The sequence below is a fragment of the Methanolobus mangrovi genome (assembly GCF_031312535.1).
In the GTDB taxonomy this organism is placed as follows: domain Archaea; phylum Halobacteriota; class Methanosarcinia; order Methanosarcinales; family Methanosarcinaceae; genus Methanolobus; species Methanolobus mangrovi.
The window spans coordinates 406,901-427,440 of sequence record NZ_CP133594.1; the positions used below are offsets into that span (position 1 = coordinate 406,901).

Consider the following 20,540-nt stretch of genomic DNA (forward strand, 5'->3'; position numbering starts at 1 on the left):
TTGGTGACAATACGGAGAACTAATCATGGCAGATGAATTCCCTTTTGAAATCTCCCCTATGTTTGAGGGTGAGAGAATTAGAAAAGATGGTATGTATGTAGAACTCGCAGGTCCGAAGTCAAAAGGCTTTGAACTTGTAAGGGCAGCAGACATGGGCGATGTGGAAGACGGTAAGTTCACCCTGATAGGTCCTGATCTTTCAGATATGGAAGAAGGTTCCAGATATCCTCTTGCAATGATCTACAAGATCGCAGGAGAACTTGTAGAAGCTGACCTTGAGTCCATTGTGGAAAGAAGGAACCACGAATTCCAGAACTACATACAGGGCTTTATGCACCTGAACCAGAGAGACGATGTCTGGATGAGGGTAAGTAAGGATGCAGTTGCAAAAGGTCTGACTTCCTTTGAGCCTGTTGCAAAGGCAATTATGATGCTTTTCAAGAACGAACTTCCATTCATAGAGGGTGTCGAAGCTATCTATATCACAGATATGGATGAGATCGAGAAAGAGATCGAGAATGCAAGGGGAGTTTATAAGGCAAGGGATGAGAGGACTCGTGACCTTCATGATGAGGATGTTGACACATTCTACGGATGTACTCTTTGTGCATCATTCGCTCCAACCAATGTTTGTGTGGTAACACCAGACAGGATCTCACTTTGTGGTGCTATCAACTGGTTCGATGGAAGGGCAGCAGCAAAGGTAGACCCTGAGGGTCCACAGTTCGCAATTCCAAAAGGAGATGTAATTGATGCAGCATCCGGAGAATATACCGGTGTCAATGAAGCAGCAAAGAGGCTTTCAAGTGGTGAATATGACCGTATCAAGCTCCACTCATTCTTTGAGTACCCACACACATCCTGTGGTTGTTTCGAGGTAGTAGGTTTCTACATCCCTGAAGTCGATGGTATCGGATGGGTAGACAGGGACTTCGCAGGTACAGCTCCAAACGGACTTCAGTTCTCAACTATGGCAGGACAGACAGGTGGAGGTAAGCAGGTTGTTGGTTTCCTTGGAATCGGTGTCAATTACTTCCGTTCACCAAAGTTCATCGAATCTGATGGTGGATGGGACAGAGTCGTATGGATGCCAAAGATGCTCAAGGACAAGGTAATGGGCGATATTCCTGAGGAGATTCGTGATAAGATTGCAACCGAAGAGGAAGCAGCAGATGTCGAGAGTCTCAGAACTTTCCTCAAGGACAAGGAACACCCAATTCTTGAGAGGTGGGTAGAGGAAGAAGAGGAAGCACCAGAAGAGGAAGAAGCACCTGCAGCAGCAGCTCCACAGGGAGGATTCGCTGCTCCACAGATGATGCAGATGCCTTCAAACTTCATGCCATCCATGCCAATGATGAGTGGCGGTGGATCCGGTGGTGTGAAGATCATATTGAAGAATGCAAAGGTCAGCATCGAAAAGGTAATCATTAAGAAACAGGACTAAAGAGGTCTTCTGTGGCTAAGATTATTGCAGTAACAGGTAAAGGTGGAACAGGGAAGACTGCAACTACCAGTCTTCTCATCCGCCACCTTACGAAAGGTGACAAGGTTGTCCTTGCCGTTGATGCGGACCCTGATACCAACCTTCCCGAAACACTGGGATGTGAAACCAATAAGACAATTGGTGATATCAAGGAGTTCATGCATGATGAGCGTGATAATCTTCCTCCTGATGTCAACAAGGAATCTATATTGGAAGGAAAGCTCTATGAGGTCCTTGAAGAGATGCCGGGATATGACTTGCTTGTTATGGGCAGGCCTGAAGGTTCAGGATGTTACTGTTATGTTAACAACCTGCTTCGCGGTATCATGAACAAGCTTGTGGCCAATTACGATGTACTTATCATCGATGCGGAAGCAGGTCTGGAACATTTCAGCAGGAAGATCTTCAGGAACGTTGATGATCTTGTAGTTGTCACCGACGGCTCACGCAGAGGTTTAAGGACGGCCGAGCGTATCCGGGAACTTGTGGGTGAGTTGGAGACTGACGTCTCTAACATCTATGTTATTGCAAACAAGGTCACAGATGCAAACCGTGAGAGGATCGCCATTACTGCTGAAGAACTTGGTCTTGAACTGATAGGAATGATCCCTGTGGACGAGATGATAATTGAAAGAGATCTCGCCGGGGAACCTTTATTTGATCTTCCTGATAATTCCGCAGCAGTGCAGGAAATTGAGAAGATCGCTCAGAAACTTGGTTTGTAACAAATATTATCATATGGTGGAATGCACATGACAAAGAAAATGAAATTATCGCAACTTAGCGATATGTTGCAGGACCTCAATGTGGAATCACTGGAAGGAGTGACCATCGAAGGTGACATTGAGCTCAATATTACAGGTGGTGGCGGACTCAATCCTGCACTTGCCTATGCACTTGGAAGTGAGATATCCCAAATATCCCTTCACATGGCTAACATCGGAAGGATCCTTGGATTCCCTGCTGAACAATTGTTCGCATCTGCTTTTGGAATGGGTGAAATGCCCCAGCCTCAGGCACTTCCAACTTCTCCGAAGATACAGGAACTACTCGCTTCCAAATTTGAGGTTGCAAAGGTTGACAACTGGAAGAATCCTATCCAGGAAGTTACACTTGGTGCAACATCAGGTGACGGTGGCTCAAGGAAGAGCACTGTAACCCTTGGTGGCGAAAATGCGCTCCCATATTACTTTGATGCAGAGATGCCTCACAGAAACTACGTCACAATGGATGTCTTCGACATGCCAATAGGAATGGCAAAGTCAGTTAAGGGCAACTATGAGGATGTTATCAACGACCCGGCCGAATGGGCAAAGAAGGTCGTACGTGAGTTCAATGCTGACATGGTAACTATTCACTTAATTTCAACAGATCCGCTCATCAACGATACCTCTGCAAAGGAAGCAGCAAAGGTCGTAGAAGATGTTCTGCAGGCAGTTGACGTACCTATTGTTATCGGTGGTTCAGGAAACCCTGAGAAAGACCCTGAAGTTCTTGAGAAGGCAGCTGAGGTCGCAGAGGGTGAGAGAGTACTCCTGGCATCTGCCAGCCTTAACCTTGACTATGAGAGAATAGCAAAAGCTGCCATGGATTATGGACATGTTGTCCTTTCATGGACACAGCTTGAGATCAATGCTCAGAAGGAACTTAACAGGAAACTGATGAAGCAGTGTAATGTCCCAAGGGACCGCATAATAATGGACCCTACAACCGCAGCACTGGGATATGGTCTTGACTATGCTTACACTAACATGGAGCGCATAAGGCTTGCCGGTCTTATGGGCGACGATGAACTCACATTCCCAATGTCATCAGGTACTACCAATGCATGGGGTGCCCGTGAGGCATGGATGGTCTCATCCCCACTTAACCAGGATTCTGACTGGGGACCAAGGGAATACCGTGGACCTATCTGGGAAATTGTCACAGGTCTTGCACTCTCACTTGCAGGTAACGATATGTTCATGATGATGCATCCAACATCAGTTCAGGTGCTCAAGGAAATCACACAGACACTTTACGGATCAATTGAGTCCGAAGAGATAGACATCACCAACTGGATTGGAGCGGAGGTGTGATAAATGAAGATTAACAGTCCACTCGAAGCTTACAAGTTCCTGCCAGCCACTAACTGTGGTGAATGTGGTGAAGCTACATGTATGGCTTTTGCAGCACACCTTATTGACAGGTCCCATAAACTCACAGATTGTACTCCAATACTCGAGCCAAAATTCAAGAAGAAGTATGAAGAGCTTGATGCACTTCTGGCTCCTGAGATAAGGGAAGTTGAAATCGGTGTTGGTGACAAGATCGCAAAGATCGGCGGAGACGATGTACTCTATAGGCACAAGCTTACATTCTTCAACCAGACACAGTTAGCATACGATGTATGGGACACAATGGATGAGAAAGCTCTCGTTGAGAGAGTAAAATACATACAGGACTTCAAGAAGTTCTATGTAGGCAACTTCCTCACCGTGGATATGGTAGCAGTACGCTGTACATCCAATGACCCTGCTAAGTTTGCATCAGCTGTGAAGAAGGTTGTTGAAACAACAGATCTGCCTATCATTCTCTGTTCATTCGACCCTGCAGTCCTTAAAGCAGGTCTCGAAGCATCTAAGGGTAGAAATCCACTTCTCTACGCTGCAAACAAGGACAACTGGAAGGAAGTCGGAGAACTTGCACTGGAGTACGACGTGCCTGTAACACTCTTTGCACCAAATGACCTTGACCTTCTCAAGTCACTGGCAAAGACCTTTGCAGCAATGGGTACTGAGAAACTTGTACTTGATCCGGGAACATTCCCGACCGGCAAACAGCTCAAACAGACCTTCACCAATTTCGTAAAGGTACGCAGGGCTGGTATTGACGGTGACCGTGAGATCGCCTATCCGATAATGGCAGTGCCATTTACAGCATGGATGGCTCATGATGATCCTGTAAGTGCATCTTACTGGGAAACCGTGGTCGCATCAGTGTTCACCATCAGATACGGTGATATAATGATCCTCCACAGTACAGAGCCTTATGCTGTCTTACCTGAACTGCACATTCGTGATACTATCTATACAGATCCGAGGAAGCCTGTTTCTGTTGATCCGGGAATGTACAAGGTAGGAGAGCCAACAGCGGATTCACCTGTACTGGTCACAACAAACTTCGCTCTCACATACTACACAGTAGAGAGTGATATCGCATCCAACAAGATTGACTGTTTCCTCTGGGCAATTGATACCGATGGTATTGGTGTAGAGGCTGCAGTGGCTGGTGGACAGCTTACCGCCGCCAAGATCAAGAAGGGAATCGAAGAATCAGGATTTGACCTCAAGAAAGATACAACACACAACACCATCATTCTTCCGGGACTTGCAGCACGTCTGCAGGGTGACGTGGAAGATGAGACTGGTGCCAATGTTATGATCGGTCCTGCAGATTCCGGTAGGATCCCTGGCTGGATGGAAAAGAACTGGCCGCCACAGAAGAAATAAGACTGCTTTGAAAGGTGTTATGCCGTTCACATGGCACCTTTCTTTAAAATTTTAAAATTTGTACATGGTTTTGATTAACACTTTTATGTCCAAACCAAAGCTATTTTTTGAACACAAAATTATTATACTATTTACATGTGGTTTTACGTTGGGATAAAATGGATATGATCATACGTCGTCACAATAGCATAGAACTGACAAAAAACGGGATGCACTGCGTCATTATTGGTGATGTTAAAGATGTAAGGGATGAGCATATTGAAAAAATGGCTGAGTGGGCAAAGTGCTTATGGGATTATGATAAGATCACCATGTGGAAAAAATCCGATTCAATGAGTCCTGGATATTTTATACGTGACAGTGAAGACGGTAGGTACAAAGTACATGTCCTTGATCTCGATCAAAAAGCAGAACTTTTCGGAGCCACGCGAAAAGATAGTCCGGCAAAGCTGGATAATTGGGATAAAAAAGAATTACTTGCTTATGTGGACTGGTTTATTGAATAGGCATATTTTAACGATATATTTAAAGTAAAATGTGGGGATTATCGGCGAAAGCTCAATACCCACAATCATCGATCAGCATTTCCTGGATACAATCCTGTTCAAATCAACAGAAACATTTGATTCAAGATATTTCAAAAACTCACATTTTCCAGTTTTCACAAAGATGATGCACTTTTGACAGTAAAGCTTTTTGTTTTTTTCTGAATAACCCAGCTCTTCTATCAGACACATACGTTCACTCCACCACTATTGATGGTAACTGTTACCATGTCTTTTGCGGAAGTTATTCTTCCGCAGTCTTTGCAATAATAGAATACATTAGATCCTAGCAACTGTCTCTTAAGTTCAGTGCTACAATGTTTGCAACACAAGTTTTCTTCTTTTCCCATATGATAATCTCCCACAGATTCCCAAATGCAAAGCTATTTATTTAGCACCCATTCCGCCAATCATGAAGCGCATGAATTCCAGATCTTCTTTATCGATTGTTTCTTTGAATTGTCCGTTGATAACTAATTGCAGATTGCAATCAGTTACATTATTTAGACATGTGTTCACATGTTTTTTAATATTACGCATAATTTTCCCTCTTTTGTTACTATCAATCTCTAATTGACATGCACAAATATATACACGATGCATATAATCTATATATTTTGAAGCTTAGTATGTATTTTGTAAAACTTAATTTATTTTGTGTGCATGGGTTGTGGTTATAATTTGTTGCATTTTTCATCACATGGGGATTCCAAGTCTGATATCCCTGGAATTCCAATAATCAATTATTGCCATCATATATTGTGAGTTTATTATATTTAAATCATTATAGTTATTAATGTTATTTTCGATAGGTTCTGATAGAGTTCCAGGGGTGGTTTAGATCTTCAAACCTCTTCGAAATAAAAAAGTCCTACTTACAATGCATATATCGAGATTCTGTATAATGAACACTAAGAATCTCTTTTTTAGGTGGTAATTCAACGGTATGCTGAAACATGTATAAATACTGATATAACAAATTGTATAAGCAGAGGTATTGGCATGAGTGAAGTCTTTTTTAGATCAGCAGAAGAAATTGGGCCTGAAAACACCCAGATTGACCAGATAATCGATATTTTTCCAAAAATATCACCTGTCAGGAAAGGCGATATTGTCGCAATAAAAATACATCCGGGAGAATTGGGAAACACTACGTATGTACGTCCTGTTATTGTAAAGACAGTGGTGGATCTTGTAAAAGAGGCAGGTGGTATTCCTTTTGTTACGGATACGACCGTACTTTATAGTGGAAAACGTTTCAATGGTGCAGATCTGCTATGTACGGCTGCTACAAATGGTTTTACTCACGGGAGTATGGGCGCCCCCATTATTTGTGCCGACGGGCTCTGTGGTGATGATTTTGTACCAGTGAATATTGGAGGGGAAGTATTAAGCGAGACCACCGTGGCATCAGCTATCGCAAAAGCTGACTCGATGATTATGATATCGCACTGCAAAGGCCATCCTGCATCAGGATTCGGAGGGGCGGTGAAAAACCTTGGAATGGGGTGTCTGGATAAAGCAGGCAAAACAGCTGTTCACAAAGTTGGGATGCCTGACATTGACCTCGATAAATGTGTAGGATGCAAAAAGTGTCTCAAAACTTGTCCGTGGAATGCATTGACAATCGAGGGTGGGAAAGCCGTTGTGAATAAGGATCAGTGTAGAGGTGAACTCTCCTGCCTTGGAAGCTGTGCTTATCATGCTATTGTTCCTCCTGCTGATGCTCCTTTGAAAATGCAGCAACTTCTGGGGGAAGCCGCCATGGGGCCCATTAAACTTCTCCCCGGGAAGATCGGGTACATTAACTGGATATTTGATCTTACGCCAGGCTGTGATTGTTTCAACTTCTCGGCACCAACTTTTACAGGCGATATCGGTATCACAGCTTCAAAAGATGCGGTGGCAATCGACAGGGCAAGTCTTGATCTCATAAACGAGAAGATGAATCATGAAAACAGGGGCTGCATCAACAATATCTGGGGCGTGGATCCGATGGTACATCTTGAATATGCGAGAAAGATTGGTGCTGGCAGTATGGAGTATGAATTAATACGCCAGTAGACAGGCGGTTTTATTGCTGAGCGAAAACAATATCTAATAAACTATGATATCAAATCCAATGAACAGTACTGTATGCCCAAAATGTGGGAATGAAACACCTAAATTATTTCAGGGGCGTTGCAAGGACTGCTTTTTAGAGAATTTTACCCTTGCAGAAATAGCTCCAGTGCTGCACGCAAAGATATGCGCCAGTTGTGGAGCACGTAATATTAGGAATAAATGGATCAATTATGGTAATCTTGAGGATATAGTCATCCAGACGGCGGAAGATGCACTTTTTGTACATGAGATAGCTGAGGATATTGAGATATATGTAAATCCCAGAGAACTTACTCCTCACCTCTACAGGGTGCATATTGAAGTGGATGCAATGTTGCTTGATGAGATATTTCATCAGGAACTTGATACCGAGATACGTATAGTCCGTGAGTCATGTGATATGTGTAGCCGTATATCCGGCGGATATTTTGAAGCTATTCTGCAGATAAGAGCAACCAACCGAATTCCTGCTGAAGAAGAGATGAAAGAGTGTATCAATATCGCTAATGATGTAATGGCAAGAATGCGCAGCAAGGGTGACAGACTTGCTTTTATAACTCATTCTCTGGATATTAAAGAAGGTGCTGATCTTTATATCGGTTCCTCAAATGTGTGCAGACACATCTGTAAAGAGATTGTTTCCCGGGTGGGGGGCAGTTTTAATGAATCGGAATCCTTACAGGGAAGAAAGGATGGCAAAGATATCTATCGTATTACTTTTTCACTGAGGCTGCCTGAATTTATGCCCCATGATATTATTGAACATAAGGGAAGGGTAATAGAGGTTAGGAAGTTCGGTAAAAATGTCACAGGTGTTGACGTTGAAACCGGGGCACGTTTTATTGGTACGTCTGATGAACTAGAAGGAGCAACACTCATTGCAAAAAGAAAGGATCTCCAAAAAACAATGCTTGTGGCAATTGAGAACAATGACCTTCTTGTACTTGATCCTGACACCTACGAGACAGTAACTATCAAAAAACCGGTTATGTTCACTGCAGAAGCAGGTACAGAGATACCAGTTATTAAAACAGAAAAGGGACTTCTTGCTGTTGCGGATAAATCAAAATAAAAAGGTCCGTATAGCTATGAAAAATATACTGGTTATAGGTTTTAGTACTCGCAATATAGTTTGTTCCGGCAAGAGGGCCGGATACAATATGTATTCTATCGATGCTTTCTGTGATTATGACCTTTTACAGTGTTCTGCAGGTGCAAAGAAACTGGACATCGGGGAAACATTTGACGTTGATAACATCTGCCTTGAAGAGCTGGCAGGAATCATTGAAAGTTTTAATGTGGCTTTCGATGCTATTATACCAGGTTCGGGTTTTGAGACAATTGGTCTGGAAAGGCTACCATACAGGGTACTCGGTAATGAACCCGAACTCATGAAGGAAGTATCGGATAAATACCGCTTTTCCACATTACTAAAAAGATTGAACATAGCTCATCCAAAGACAGTCCTTCTTTCTGAGATCGACAAATTGCAGTTGCCTGCAATGGTAAAACCTGCATGTTCCGGTGGAGGTATATTCAACACAAAAGTTGAAAATGAGGATGATCTAAAGGCTCTTCATGAAAAATCACGAAACACTAATATCCCGGCCTGTAAGAGCATTATGATTGCCCAGGAATATATTGATGGTACTCCTGCGAGTGTTTCAGTAATATCCACGAAGGAAAAAGCAATTGCTATTGCCGTCAATGAGCAGCTTATCGGGATACCCTGGCTCACAAAAACCCCATTTGCGTATTGTGGTAATATAACACCTTATGTTACACCTTATGCCTCAGAAATGAAAAAAATATCTGAAGAATTAATACTTGAGCTTGGCCTGGTAGGTTCAAATGGTGTTGATTTCATTATAAGTGAAAACGGACCGGTAGTCATTGAGGTAAATGCCCGGTTCCAGGGCAGTCTGGATAGCGTCGAAATGGCGACCGGAATAAACTTGCTAGATGCTCATATGAAGGCTTTTGAAGGAAATATCAATATAGCGGAAATCTCTGAAATTCAGTATGCAGGTCGTGCAATAGTTTATGCCGGACGGGAAATGATGGTAAATGAAGCCGTTCAGAAGAAGCTACTTGAAATGAACGTGTGTGACATTCCCAATGTTGGACAGGTTATAAATCCCGAAGAACCCGTGATCTCAGTCTTATGCTCTGGAAAAGGTCGTGAGGGTATTTTGGCTGGTATTGAAGAAAGCGTTATCTTTATAGGTGAATCATTGAATCTACTTGATTCCAGATAATAATTTGAAATGGACTGGTAATGTTAAAAACCAGTCAAGACTTGCAAGCAAAGATTAATATTTGAATACACTGCATTAAGCATGTACATCATGAGGTGAAATTTTTTGATAGATTTGAATGATCTGGTTGTCAGAGGTTATCTAGTTCGGCTGGTGGGTGAAGAAGGGCTCCAGATGATAGAGAACATGCCCGAAGGAGAAGTTACTGACGAACAAATAGCAGAAGCAACGGGTATCCTATTAAATATAGTTCGAAGAACTCTTTTTATTCTTAATGAGAACAAACTCGCAGTATGCAGGCGCGAACGTGACTCCAGCAGTGGATGGCTCACTTACCTTTGGACGCTCGATATGACGGACATAGGCCCACAATTGATGAAGGAGAAAAAAAGGCTCGTAAAAAACCTTCGAAACAGAGTTAAGTTCGAGGAAGACAATGTCTTCTATAATTGTCCTGAAGGCTGTATCCGTATGAACTTCAATGAAGCTACAGAATGCGAGTTTCTTTGTCCTGACTGTGGTGAGGACATGATGTATGAGGATAATTCCGAATTCATCCATAAAATAGAAAAGCGCCTGGCTTTCCTTGATAAAGATAAATAGAATGTTATCACGTGAAGATGCTCTTGATATCCTAAAGGTTTCGGGTTGCAGCGATAAAGTTATAGCTCATTGCATAACTGTTGCTGACCTTGCTCTTGAAATTGCTACAAAACTGCGGGATAAAGGCAAGGATGTAGACCTTGAAATTGTCGAGATTGGCGGGCTGCTGCATGATCTTGGAAGGGCCAGAACTCATGGGATAGACCATGCCATTATGGGTGTGGATATTGCAAAAGAAAATAACATTGCGCCTGCAGTTCTGGAGATCATTAAGCGTCATATCGGTGCCGGGATTACAAGGGAAGAAGCAGAAGCTATGGGACTTCCAAATGATGATTACATTCCCGTGACGCTGGAGCAGAAAATTGTAGCCCATGCAGACAATCTTGTTATGGGGACTGAAAGGATATCTCTTGACCGCCGCATTTTGAAAATGCAGGAAAAGCAGATCGATAAAAAGAGCATTGAGCGCGTGAAAGCACTTGCCGAAGAAATAGGTCTTTGTTAAGCAAGGGATAAATATATATATAAAAATTGCTTATGAGTAACTGATTAATGCATTAAGATGCATAGCACATTTTTCAAATTTATTTTCTCATTTTTGTATGAGGTATAATTAATGGTTAATGATAAACATTACAAGGGTACAACCACTGTAGGTATAGTTTGCAATGACGGTGTTGTTCTTGCAACCGAGCAGCGTGCAACAATGGGGAATTTCATTGCAAGTAAAACTGCAAAGAAGGTATATCAGATCGATGATCTGGTTGCAATGACCATTGCAGGTTCTGTGGGCGATGCGCAGCAGATTGTAAGGGTAATGAGTGTGGAATCCAAATTATACAAAATGAGACGTAAGGAGTCCATGACCATTAAAGGTCTTACAACTCTGTTGTCAAATATGCTCAGTGGGCAGAGATATTATCCACTTATGGTACAGCTTCTTGTTGGAGGATATGACAAGAATGGACCTTCAATTTATTCACTTGATGCTCTTGGTGGAAGTATTGAAGAGACAAAAGCAGTTTCTACAGGTTCAGGTTCTCCCTTTGCATACGGTGTACTTGAAGACCGCTACAAGGAAGATATGAATACCGATGAAGGTGTTGAGCTGGCTGTCAGGGCACTTCACAATGCAATGAAGAGAGACTCTGCATCCGGTGAGAATATAGATGTTGTGGTTATTAAGAAGGACTCATATACCAGACTTGATATGGAAGACGTCAAAAAAATGAGGGAAGAATTTTAACTTTGTATAACAATTCCTTAATTTCTTTCATTTGAACTAGCATCTATAGCATTTTGAATATAGTTTTTTAACTATATCATATTTTTCACTTTTTTATAAGGAAGGCTGTTTTAATGGCGGTAGAAGAAGTACTATCTGATCTGAAGAAGAAAATAGAAGAAAAACTACCAATTGGTACTACTATTTCTAGTGTTGAGTTTGAAGGCCCACAGCTTGTTGTTTACACAGAAGAGCCTAAAAAGTTTGCAGATAACGGCAATATTGTCAGGAATCTGGCAAAAGCACTGAGGACACGTATTGTTGTGCGTCCCGATCCAAGAGTGCTTATGCCACCAGAGGAATCAATTGAAAAAATAATACAAACCGTTCCAGAAGAGTCTGGTGTATCCAATTATCACTTCGATCCCGATGTAGGTGAGGTCATTATAGAGGCTGAGAAACCGGGACTTGTAATAGGAAAACACGGAGAGACTCTCAGGGAAATTACAAAAAAGATAGGATGGACACCAAAGGTAGTGAGGACTCCTCCTATTAAGTCACGTACTGTTAAGAACATACGTGAATTCATGCGTACCAATCACAAAGAGAGAAAAGATATCCTCAAATCTGTAGGGAGAAAGATACACAGAGGATGTACTTCAAAGGATGAGTGGGTAAGGATTACATCACTGGGTGGTGCAAAAGAAGTCGGAAGAAGTTGTTTTATTATTTCAACTCCTGAATCACGTATCATGATAGATTGTGGTGTCAATGTCGGTTCCGATGACAACATGACTCCTTACCTCTATGTTCCTGAGGCATACCCTATTAACCAGATAGATGCTGTTGTTCTAACACACGCCCATCTTGATCACCAGGGTCTTGTGCCACTTCTCTATAAATATGGTTTTGAAGGCCCTATTTATTGTACTCCCCCAACAAGGGACTTGATGGCACTGTTGCAGCTTGACTACATCGATGTGGCTGCAAAGGAAGGCAAAAGACCTCCTTACAGTTCAGCGGAGGTAAGGGAAGGACTCAAGCACACAATTGTTCTTGATTACGAGGAAGTAACTGATATAGCACCTGATATAAAGCTCACATTCCATAATGCAGGACATATTATCGGCTCTGCAGTATCTCATTTCCATATTGGGGACGGACTTCATAATGTGGTTTTCACAGGTGACTTCAAGTATGAGAAGACAAGGCTCTTTGATGCTGCAGTTAATAAATTCCCTCGTGTTGAAAGTGTAATCATGGAATCCACATATGGAAACTCCAATGCTATACAGCCAACCCTTCAGGAAGCGGAAAAGAATCTCCAGAACATCGTTAATGCAACGCTTGCAAATGATGGTGTCGTACTGATACCTGCTTTTGCGGTGGGAAGAAGTCAGGAAGTAATGATCGTACTGGAAGATGCTATACGCAAAGGCATTATACCAAACGTCCCGGTCTATCTTGATGGTATGATATGGGAGGCAACAGCCATCCATGCAACATATCCTGAGTACCTCAACAACGACCTGCGCAAGCTTATTTTCCAGAAGGGCCAGAACCCATTCCTTGCAGAATGCTTCAAGCCTGTTGACTCCAATGAACTGCGTCAGAAGATCATCAATGAGCCACATCCATGTGTGATACTGGCAACATCAGGTATGATGAATGCAGGTCCTGTAGTAGAATATTTCAAGGCGTTTGCAGAGAACGAGAATAACACTCTTGTTTTTGTAGGTTACCAGGCAGACGGAACTATGGGTAGAAGGATCCAGAAGGGCTGGAAAGAGATACCCCTGTCAAGCAGCAATGGAACCCATGTTGTCAAAATGAACATGAAGGCAGAGGTAGTCGATGGTTTCTCCGGTCACTCTGACAGGAGACAACTGATGGACTACATCAAGAAGATGAAGCCACGCCCGGAAAGAGTCTATACCGAGCACGGAGATGAGCGTTCATGTGTTGACCTTGCAAGCTCTATCCACAAGAGAAACAAGATGGAGACTAAAGCGCTTACCAATCTTGAAACAGTACGGTTGGTCTGACCGTACTTTTTTGTTTTTTTATTATGTTTTGCTTTTTTTAGTGGTTTATTCTGTTTCTACTAACTCTGTTTTTCTTCAAGACCTTTAAGATAATCAATAAGTTCTTTGTGATCTTTAACTATCAGGTCAGCTTCCTGAAGTTTTCCCGCATCAAGATATGTCGGTATTCCTACGCAGAACATGCCTGCATTCTTAGCAGATTCTATTCCAAGAGGTGCATTCTCTACAACAAAACATTCATTTTTGTCCAGTCCCAGCAGTTCAACTGCCCGGTTATATGGTTCAGGGTCAGGTTTTCCTTTTTTGACATCCTCTCCGGAAATTATAGCATCGAATATTCCTGGATAGAACTTTTCCATAAGTGATGTTACAATTGTCCTGTCTGCACCGGATGCAACGGCAAGTTTGAATTTAGGTTTAAGGGAATTCAGGCACTCGTACATGCCTTCAAATGTCTCTGCGCGGTTCTTCTCAAGAAAATGTGCTCTTTTCATTTCCAGTATCCTGTCATACATGTCCGGTTCAGGAACCCTGCCGGCTTTTTCAAAAAAGATATTGATAACACCAACATGGTTTGACCCCTCGATGTCATATATCTCTTCTTCAGTGACATTGATACCGAACTGCGCAAAAACATCAACCCATGCTTTTGCATGATATGGCATTGAGTTAACTAGAACTCCGTCAGAGTCAAAAATTATCCCTTTGAACATATGTGTTCCTTGCCGGTATTTTCTGATAAACGTTGTGGATGTACACATTCTCTTTTTAATAGATATGGAAATCATTGTTTACTCCAAAGATGCAGTTAATATGATCTCTACAGGGCCGAAAAAAACGTGATCTTCTGGTGACTTCACCAGAACATTATGATAAAAGCCACGATCGCGACCATTATACCGTTCTGCATCATCAGGGATACGAACATGATTTTCACTCCAAGCCTGGGGCTGAATATACCTGCATAATATGGCAGCATACTCTTGATCCTGGGAACACTGGCCAGTATCCTTCCAACAATAAGGGCAAGTATGACATCTTTTGGTGTAAGCATTTCTGCCGTTAGAAGATTACCGGCTATGGTGTAAGCAGCTATATTGCTGGCAAACCATCCGGCCACAATGGGCAGACCCTCGGCAGGAACATATCTGATCAGAAAAGAGTTGCTCATCAAGGATGATGCCCAGTCAAATATACCGGTCTCCATGAGCTGGAAAACAATTATAGATACCACTGCCATGGTTAGGACTATTTTTTTCAGTGATCTCCCTGATTTTTTAGAGGCCCTTCGAAGTGCTTGCCCGAAAGGGATCTTCTCGATGTTTGCATGAATCTCTCCGTGGGGTTTAGGTTCAAGGAGAACACGTGCAGCAGCCAGAGCTATCAATGTCTTCAGAAAACCGATAAGTACCACTATACCCAGATAGATAAGGCCGGTGGTACCAAGTAGTACGACAACAACAGGCAGCAGATCCCTTGAGAGCACTATGCTTGATGGGAACGAGTTGACCATTGTAGCGATGATGGTCTCTTTTCTATCGATGTAGTTATCATCATGCAGCTTTGCTATCATGGAATTTCCCGCAGCAGATGAGCCAAAGGATGTGAGAAAACTCACACCTAGCTCCTCTCTGAGATTGCCAAAACGCATCACAGGGGATGCAAGGAAACCCAGTTTTTTGACCCATCCCATTTCCACGAGAATATCCATTATAATGGTCCCTATTACGATGGGAGGGATAACCTTAATGAGATAATCAAAAGATGAGTAAAGAGCATCGATCCACATTTGACTCCCATATTCTCCCATACAAGATAAGAGTTTTAGTAGAGACGATCTATTAGTGGAGTTATGCTCTGTTATTAAAGACTAGAACTTGGTCAATAAAGGAACATACGACAGAAAATTACTCAGTATTTCTTATTCAGATCAGAAAAAGCCAGATTTTTCAAAGGAAACTTTGTATTATATGAAGAAAAAACAGTATAAAGCCACACTTTATACTGCAATTAAATCATTATCTTCGCATTCCTCCCCCAGGTCCTCCTGGCCTGTTTCCGCCGCCCATCATTTCTGCTTGTATCTCATATATCTGCACGCCATTTACAATCACAGTTCCTCCATTTATGTAAGATTCTTCATCTACATCAATTCCGGAATTACAAGTGATCGTTATGTAACCATCATTAATGGTTACCGAGCCATTTGCATCAATCCCATCAGTGTCACCACTGGCCATCTCTATATTAATGGTCCCGCCATTAATAATGATTTCAACATCATAGCTCGTACTTTTCCTGGCAGCATTGATCCCATCATCGGTTGCGTAAATATCAATATCAACATCATTGATCACTATGTAAGTAGCTTCAATTCCTTCAGAAGCTCTTATAATTGTGATATTTCCGCCATCGATCTGTATAAAGCCGGCAGCGGTTATCCCGTCATCAGCTGCATAGATCTCAAACGTTCCATTGTAGATGTAAATGTTCCCTAAACTATCGTCTTCATCATTTTCACAATGGAAGGCATCTTTTGAAGAATCAACATCAAATGTTCCATCGTAGATCATAATCCTATCATTAGCCTCAAAAGAATCCAGTTCTGAAGTTACGTAATAAGTTCCTCCGGTTATTTTCAGATCATCTTTACTGCTAATTCCGTTTTCTGACGAAACTATTTCTAAAGAACCTACACCATTGAAGACCAGGTCATCTTTTGAAAATATGACTGCATCGAGATTCGTATCTCCCTCGCTAACAAAAGCTCCGGTTGTTTCCATATAATTCTCACTATCTGTGGTAGTAATGAAAACTTTGTCTGCTGACTTAACGTAAACAACTGGCATATCTTCATTAACGATATTCACACCATCTAGAACGATCTGGACCTTGCTTTCATCCGGTGCATCTACATAAATAGTAACTTCAGTAGCATCTCCACTTATTACATAAACTCCTTCTTCGGAAATTATAATATCAGTGTCTGACTCAGCTTCTATATATGTTGCATCTTCCAGGTCTGCTTCCTGTTCTAAGTCCCTGTCAGTAAATTCTGAGCTTGCTGCATATATGGAAATATCTTCATTAGTTTCTCCTGTAATTGTGGAGACAATACTTCCTTCACTACTCAGGTCATTATTATTTTCTTCTGTAGTTGCAGGGACAATACTTCCTCCAACACTTAAAAAAATAAGTAATAGGGCTAGTAAAGTTCCCCCTATCAAAATATACTTTTTCATTTTAGTTCCCTCTTATAATTTCATAGGTCTGTGGTGTTGTAACCGGTTATCAGGAACACTTTCTGATTTCCGTTCTGACTTTTGATGGATTGGATGAACTCATGCTTGTTGGCGTTTTTCTTGAGTATTATGCTGTAGACGAGTTCTGTCACTGTTCCTGAGCGGACTGAATCTATTCCTATAAGTTCTGCTGATTGTGTGTATTTGACGAATGTCCTGTCAAATAGTTCTTCAAAATCAACATCCTTGTCAAGCTGGATTTTCAGTATCTGGCTCATGGCAGGTCTTGCAAACCAGTCAAATTCAAACATTATAAAGATAAGAGCACCGATGACACCGGTTGCGATGATTGCCAGCATGTAGAATTTTGTACCCGTTGCCATACCGATCGCCATAGCGAAGAATATGAAACCAATATCACGGATCTCTTTCACTGCATTCCTGAAACGTATGATGGACAATGCACCTACAAGTGAGAATGCGCGTGCAATGTTCGAGCCAACTATGAGCATGATGATATCTACGACCAGTCCCATCATGATCAGAGTGTGAACGTAACTCTGGGTGTAAGATGTTCCTTTATGCGTGCGTTTGTACAGCCATCCGATAGCTGATAACAATATGAAACCTAAAACAAGACCAACAAAAATGTCGGTGGCTGTGAAGGTTCCGCTTAAGTCTTCGAAATCCAATAGACTTTCAATATCTACTGCCATTTAATAAACCTCGATCTTTCGGGGGAACTCGTTCTCCATATCCAGCCCTGTACAGTATTTGCTAATTCTAATGAGTCTGTAATTGTTCTGAGCGATGAGGTCTGTAAGCCAGTAAGGTACCTTCTCATTGGCTTTAATCTCCAGGATCACCCGGTCGGGCGATACTATATATTTTCCAAGATTCTTGGAGGCCAGGTCCAGGTCATTAATCCTGTATCTGATGTTCGAGTCAAAGGTTATCCTCAGACCGTTGTCATAATCCGTTCCTGTATATGCATGTCTGAAATAACTTGTAATAAGTGTTGGCTGGAGGTTTCTTTCCTCGATCATTGCGAGAACCTCTTCCATGACCGGCCTATCCTTTTCATCATATTCATCGGGTAGGCGACGCTCATCGCAGAGTGTCATGGCATCCCTGTAAGGTATTGCAATCCTGCGCTTCTGTATTGTTTTGTCGTATCGTTGTTTGATCTCGACGAAAACAATGGAAGCTTCTGTTATGTTCTCTTCGGTTTCGTATATACGAACTCTGAGCTTTTTCCGGAATTTCAGCCCATCAATCTTTTCCCAATAACATTGAAGATCCGGACTATCATAGTACAGACTTGATATCACATAGTCCCCTGAATCCCATGCATACTGGTCAGGAAGCATGTAAGCCGCTATCTGCTGTTTTAATTTGCGTGCCTGTTCCATTGAGAGCAGATACTTTAATTCGAACCGATTGAACTTTCGAATTGGTTCCATTCTTTTCCTCCCTATAATTTGATCGTCTTAAATTATCCCTTGCTGTTGTTTTGTAGGTAATTTTTTGGTAGTATGCGATATGAATTTGTTATTATTGTTAGAAAGATCACATGTTATTTGGTGTACGATATGTATGGTGGTACATTGTTGGTGGTTGGTGATGATGGTGGTTGGTGTTACGCTAACATGTGATCTTACAATTCGAGGATTCTCAAATGCAAATATAAAGATACTTATGGTAAAAAAGAAGAAATAAAGCATTAATTTCAGATTAAAAGAAGATAAAGTTTTGAAATATAAATAAAGCTATGATAATTGTTATTTAATTGATTAAATGCACTATAAAGCTTCATTTTGGATAATCGTCTTAAAAATCAAATCTAGTAGTCTATTTATAATCCATAATTTCATGTGGGCTGCAATATGCAGATAAAATTGAAAGTATTTTTTTACAGAGCCAACTATATCATTTTTACCTTGTAGATTAAAAAGTAGCTCACTTTTAACTATCTTCTTCAAAATCAACCGTGAATCGTCAATATATACTAATGTAGATTTTACTTGTGGAACTGCTGATATAAGGAATAATATTTTATATCTAACTATTTCATATGAAAATAGCCAGTGGATAATTTGGCACATTTCTATAAAATTAAGAGCAGAAACATCCGGTAATTCTCTGATAAACGTTGTGGACAAACATATCAGGATTAGCTGATATCGACAATGATTTATTCCAGCATATTGAATTTTAATTATGGATTCAAAAGATACTGACAACTCCTTTCGCGTCTGTCTCAGTTGTGGATATCAGCGTGGTTTCCATGTTCACTTTAAAGCTGTCTCTGAAGGAAAAGCAAGATTGGGACTAATATGTCCAAATTGTGGCCAGAGTTATGATATTGGCTGGCTCACTGCGGATGTAGCAGGTCTGGAGCCAAAAAAAGAAGATGTATATGGGGAAATGGACCATTAGGTCTTTTTCAGTTTCTCCATTTTATTTTTGATCTTTAAGGCACTATCACTGTGTTTCTTGTGAAGATTCTCAAACTCTTCCTCGCTGAGTTTCTTCTTTTTCCTGTCTTCCTTTATTTGTGCAAGGACTGCAAGTTCTGCTTCGTAAAGGTCTTCAAGGTCACTTATACTGCCCGAATCATTCTTTTTGTAGAACAATGCAGCAGCTACCACAATAATCAGTAATACAATTCCCACAATGAGGCTATAATTGTCCCACATTCCTGTTTTTGTGCCGGAATTCTGGTTTATGAGGGTGATACTAAACTCATTGAACTGCGGAGAAGACCATGCATAGGATGTGTAATTCATCTCACTGATGACTTCGTCAGCTACAAGTTGCAAGCCTGATACTGAAGTAATTGCAGGAATCTCGCTTTCTTCATGATGGACAATTATTATGAGTCTTGACACGGGATAATCAAATATTCCATCTTCACTGATGACTTTTCTGAAAGTCTGTTCTTCCTCGTGGCTTTGTACCACATACCTGATACCATAAAGAAGTGGCATTCCACTGGAACTGGTGTCTCCATAGGATGGGAAAGAAACGAAATCTCCTGTCCTTGAGTAGTTGACAGAAGTGGCAGTGGTGCTGGCAATCATGTCAGTTACCTGAAACTGCATTATCTCCGCATTCTCCGGAATCCATAATACAAGTTCCTGACTGTTATTTGCTGAACTCGCAGAATAAACAATGGATTCACTTGCAACCAGGTAATTATCATCCTCAAAATATACCTCTATCAGATGACTGAATTCTGAGACGCCCGCTTGTTCAGAATCTGTAGAAATTGCAGATGGATTACTTATATTGTCTGAGTCATTGGATAATGCCAGGGCAGGGCCCTGCAAGAATATACAAAAAATACATAACATCAGGAATACTGATGCATATCGCGCTATGTATTTTCTGGAATTTATGTCCTTATTAGATGGTTGTTTTTTCATTTTATCACAAAATAATTAGATAGAAACTAATAAAGTACACTATATATCTCTATTATCCTGTCATTTTTCAGGTCGACGGACATCGAACTATTCTATATAAAGGTTTCGTGTTTT

The 20,540-nt window shown here is 41.4% G+C and carries 20 protein-coding genes; 13 read left to right on the plus strand and 7 right to left on the minus strand.

Features of this window, described 5'->3' with window-relative positions:
• The first annotated feature begins 25 nt into the window (after positions 1-25).
• The 5 genes from cdhC (at position 26) to RE476_RS02155 (ending at position 5,480) form a co-directional block, all read left to right on the plus strand.
• Complete coding sequence (cdhC, locus tag RE476_RS02135; RefSeq protein ID WP_309308742.1) at positions 26-1,444, plus strand: CO dehydrogenase/CO-methylating acetyl-CoA synthase complex subunit beta; 1,419 nt, start codon at positions 26-28, stop codon at positions 1,442-1,444.
• A gap of 11 nt (positions 1,445-1,455) precedes the next feature.
• Positions 1,456-2,208 (plus strand): ATP-binding protein, encoded by a 753-nt coding sequence (locus RE476_RS02140; RefSeq protein ID WP_309308744.1) that lies wholly within the window; start codon positions 1,456-1,458, stop codon positions 2,206-2,208.
• Positions 2,209-2,235: 27 nt separating this feature from the next.
• Positions 2,236-3,561 (plus strand): CO dehydrogenase/acetyl-CoA synthase subunit delta, encoded by a 1,326-nt coding sequence (gene cdhD / locus RE476_RS02145; RefSeq protein WP_309308746.1) that lies wholly within the window; start codon positions 2,236-2,238, stop codon positions 3,559-3,561.
• Between the two features lie 3 nt (positions 3,562-3,564).
• Positions 3,565-4,974 (plus strand): acetyl-CoA decarbonylase/synthase complex subunit gamma, encoded by a 1,410-nt coding sequence (gene acsC / locus RE476_RS02150; protein WP_309308748.1) that lies wholly within the window; start codon positions 3,565-3,567, stop codon positions 4,972-4,974.
• 158 nt (positions 4,975-5,132) lie between these two features.
• Positions 5,133-5,480 (plus strand): hypothetical protein, encoded by a 348-nt coding sequence (locus RE476_RS02155; RefSeq protein ID WP_309308750.1) that lies wholly within the window; start codon positions 5,133-5,135, stop codon positions 5,478-5,480.
• Positions 5,481-5,906: 426 nt separating this feature from the next.
• Here RE476_RS02155 and RE476_RS02160 read toward each other — a convergent pair whose 3' ends face one another.
• Positions 5,907-6,059 carry a hypothetical protein gene (locus tag RE476_RS02160; RefSeq protein ID WP_309308752.1) on the minus strand — a complete coding sequence of 51 codons (153 nt, stop codon included), beginning with the start codon at positions 6,057-6,059 and terminating at the stop codon, positions 5,907-5,909.
• A gap of 462 nt (positions 6,060-6,521) precedes the next feature.
• Here RE476_RS02160 and RE476_RS02165 point away from each other — a divergent pair, with 462 nt between their 5' ends.
• The 7 genes from RE476_RS02165 (at position 6,522) to RE476_RS02195 (ending at position 13,756) form a co-directional block, all read left to right on the plus strand.
• Entirely contained in the window at positions 6,522-7,583 is a 1,062-nt protein-coding gene (locus RE476_RS02165) for a DUF362 domain-containing protein (protein WP_309308754.1), read from the plus strand.
• Between the two features lie 58 nt (positions 7,584-7,641).
• Complete coding sequence (locus RE476_RS02170; protein ID WP_309308756.1) at positions 7,642-8,694, plus strand: 60S ribosomal export protein NMD3; 1,053 nt, start codon at positions 7,642-7,644, stop codon at positions 8,692-8,694.
• Between the two features lie 16 nt (positions 8,695-8,710).
• Entirely contained in the window at positions 8,711-9,880 is a 1,170-nt protein-coding gene (locus tag RE476_RS02175; RefSeq protein WP_309308758.1) for an ATP-grasp domain-containing protein, read from the plus strand.
• 105 nt (positions 9,881-9,985) lie between these two features.
• Complete coding sequence (locus tag RE476_RS02180; RefSeq protein ID WP_309308760.1) at positions 9,986-10,483, plus strand: transcription factor; 498 nt, start codon at positions 9,986-9,988, stop codon at positions 10,481-10,483.
• A 1-nt stretch (position 10,484) separates the two neighbouring features.
• Complete coding sequence (locus tag RE476_RS02185; RefSeq protein ID WP_309308762.1) at positions 10,485-10,991, plus strand: TIGR00295 family protein; 507 nt, start codon at positions 10,485-10,487, stop codon at positions 10,989-10,991.
• A 111-nt stretch (positions 10,992-11,102) separates the two neighbouring features.
• Positions 11,103-11,732, plus strand: a complete 630-nt coding sequence (psmB, locus tag RE476_RS02190) for an archaeal proteasome endopeptidase complex subunit beta (RefSeq protein ID WP_309308764.1) — start codon at positions 11,103-11,105, stop codon at positions 11,730-11,732.
• Between the two features lie 113 nt (positions 11,733-11,845).
• On the plus strand, positions 11,846-13,756 hold the full coding sequence (locus RE476_RS02195; RefSeq protein ID WP_309308765.1) for a beta-CASP ribonuclease aCPSF1: 1,911 nt from the start codon (positions 11,846-11,848) through the stop codon (positions 13,754-13,756).
• Between the two features lie 59 nt (positions 13,757-13,815).
• On the opposite strand, the gene RE476_RS02200 is transcribed toward RE476_RS02195, so the two are convergent.
• The 5 genes from RE476_RS02200 to RE476_RS02220 form a co-directional block, all read right to left on the minus strand.
• Positions 13,816-14,469, minus strand: coding sequence for an HAD family hydrolase (locus RE476_RS02200; protein ID WP_309308766.1), 654 nt, complete (start codon positions 14,467-14,469; stop codon positions 13,816-13,818).
• Between the two features lie 143 nt (positions 14,470-14,612).
• The gene (locus RE476_RS02205) at positions 14,613-15,545 is read right to left on the minus strand and encodes a nucleoside recognition domain-containing protein (RefSeq protein ID WP_309308767.1); all 933 of its coding nucleotides are present in this window, start codon (positions 15,543-15,545) and stop codon (positions 14,613-14,615) included.
• 229 nt (positions 15,546-15,774) lie between these two features.
• Positions 15,775-16,998 carry a carbohydrate-binding domain-containing protein gene (locus RE476_RS02210; RefSeq protein ID WP_309308768.1) on the minus strand — a complete coding sequence of 408 codons (1,224 nt, stop codon included), beginning with the start codon at positions 16,996-16,998 and terminating at the stop codon, positions 15,775-15,777.
• Positions 16,999-17,018: 20 nt separating this feature from the next.
• Entirely contained in the window at positions 17,019-17,714 is a 696-nt protein-coding gene (locus RE476_RS02215) for a DUF4956 domain-containing protein (protein WP_309308769.1), read from the minus strand.
• The gene (locus RE476_RS02220; protein ID WP_309308770.1) at positions 17,715-18,461 is read right to left on the minus strand and encodes a polyphosphate polymerase domain-containing protein; all 747 of its coding nucleotides are present in this window, start codon (positions 18,459-18,461) and stop codon (positions 17,715-17,717) included.
• Positions 18,462-19,218: 757 nt separating this feature from the next.
• Here RE476_RS02220 and RE476_RS02225 point away from each other — a divergent pair.
• Entirely contained in the window at positions 19,219-19,437 is a 219-nt protein-coding gene (locus tag RE476_RS02225) for a hypothetical protein (RefSeq protein ID WP_309308771.1), read from the plus strand.
• Here the strand turns inward: RE476_RS02225 and RE476_RS02230 are convergent.
• Positions 19,434-20,330 (minus strand): hypothetical protein, encoded by an 897-nt coding sequence (locus tag RE476_RS02230; protein WP_309308772.1) that lies wholly within the window; start codon positions 20,328-20,330, stop codon positions 19,434-19,436. The two genes, RE476_RS02225 and RE476_RS02230, sit on opposite strands and share 4 nt — an antisense overlap.
• Positions 20,331-20,540: the final 210 nt, after the last annotated feature.